Source organism: Mesorhizobium sp. M7A.F.Ca.CA.002.09.1.1, from assembly GCF_003998555.1.
Taxonomy (GTDB): Bacteria; Pseudomonadota; Alphaproteobacteria; order Rhizobiales; family Rhizobiaceae; genus Mesorhizobium; species Mesorhizobium ciceri.
The window spans coordinates 1-1,082 of the sequence record NZ_RZRR01001296.1 but is presented as its reverse complement, the minus strand read 5'-3'; the positions used below and the strand labels follow the sequence as shown (position 1 = coordinate 1,082).

The window sequence follows — 1,082 nt, the reverse complement described above, 5'->3', positions numbered from 1 at the left end:
CATCATAGTCTCGGGTGTTGCAGACAACAGCTGGGGTATAATCCTGCCGGTCATGATTGATACGGGCAGCGGGAACGACACGATCGAGTTCCAGGATTCGAGTCACTTTTTTGTCGGCTATGTCATGACGCCCGATGGCGGGCATGACGTCGCTGTTGGAAATCTAGAGAAGTATTGGCCATCAGATCCCGCTTCAGACTATTCTGCTCCCTTGAATAATTTCCTATTGTCTGGATTAAGCCTCACCGATCTGGATCTAGAGAAGACATTGGTCGCGCAGCGTACAACAACGATACATGCAAGTGAGCAATGGTATGAGATAGACTATGTTACGAACTGGTGGGATGTAAAATATACCCTCAGCGGCAATGACGGAGCCACTTCAATCGAAATTGGTACATATTCATTTAGCTCCAACAAGGCCTACTACATCAGTACCGATGTGCTTTATGGAGACTACACGGTAGACTTTGGTATGTCTTCAGAATGGACAGGGTCGGCGCATGTTATTAACGGGTACTTCGGCAGATCGCAGGTTTTTAATTCATTCTCGTTGGCTTATTTGGACGAAAATGACAACGCGCACAGCGTGGCAATGAACACCGTGTTTGATATGGGATTCGACCCAGCATGGCTTGTTGCCGCTTGAAGTATGTCTTGGGTGAGTCACCTCGGTCTGGATCAGTGGCAGTAACAAGCAATATGCTTGAGCTATGCATAGGATTTTGTGCTGAAGTAGGTGGAACGAGATCTCCATGACCCGATCCCCCGAGAAGATAGGTTCTGGGGGATTTGAAAGGTCACTTGTTGCGGCGAACAAGGCGGTAATCCTCGCAACAGCGGTGATAAGCGGCGTCATAAACGTATTGGCGCTAACTGCCCCCTTGTTCATGTTGCAGGTTTATGACCGTGTGCTTGCCAGCCACAGCGTCCCAACACTGGTCGGCCTCGGGATGCTTGCGTTCGGCCTATATGCCTTTCAATGCGGCCTTGACATCATTCGTGCCCGCGTTCTTCTACGCGTCGGTGAGCGGTTCGATCACCGACGCGTAGAAGAACGCGGGCACGAATGATGTCAAGGC

Annotated in this window: 2 protein-coding genes; both read left to right on the top strand. The window is 50.2% G+C overall.

All coding sequences use genetic code 11. From position 1 onward, the window contains the following. The coding region (locus tag EN994_RS35570; protein WP_164746484.1) for a hypothetical protein at positions 1–649 on the top strand (649 nt) is incomplete at its 5' end. Positions 650–755: 106 nt separating this feature from the next. Further along, positions 756–1,073 (top strand): hypothetical protein, encoded by a 318-nt coding sequence (locus tag EN994_RS32665; RefSeq protein WP_245466163.1) that lies wholly within the window; start codon positions 756–758, stop codon positions 1,071–1,073. Positions 1,074–1,082: the final 9 nt, after the last annotated feature.

What these genes read in the sequence shown, in the direction of transcription:
- EN994_RS32665 (WP_245466163.1), top strand. Translation starts at nt 756, where the DNA reads ATGACCCGATCCCCCGAGAAGATAGGTTCTGGGGGATTTGAAAGGTCA.